Here is a 255-nt window from a genome sequence, read left to right as displayed (position 1 = left end):
CGCTTGAGGACTACCACTACCCGGTGGAGATGGACAATCTGGCACGTGGCAAACAGCTCGCTCGACAGGCCCTGGAGCGGCACCGTGCGGATTACCAGTTGGCCGAGGGGCAAAGCGACCAACCGACCCTGCGCTGTGGCCACTTCGTTACCCTGACCGAACACCCGCGTCAGGCGTGCAACGCCTTGTGGCTGCTGTGCAGTGTTCATCACCAAGGAAAACAGCCCCAGGTTCTGGAGGAGTCGGTCACCAGCG

General features: G+C 62.4%; 1 protein-coding gene. It reads left to right on the top strand.

Annotated features, from left to right (window positions below; genetic code table 11):
* Positions 1-255: contractile injection system protein, VgrG/Pvc8 family (locus KW848_RS32780; protein WP_256365354.1), on the top strand; the 255-nt coding region annotated here is incomplete at both ends.

Source organism: Pseudomonas sp. PDM25 (genome assembly GCF_019219045.1).
Taxonomy (GTDB): domain Bacteria; phylum Pseudomonadota; class Gammaproteobacteria; order Pseudomonadales; family Pseudomonadaceae; genus Aquipseudomonas.
The sequence above is the reverse complement of the archived record's forward strand: the minus strand, read 5'-3'. Positions and strand labels throughout refer to the sequence as shown.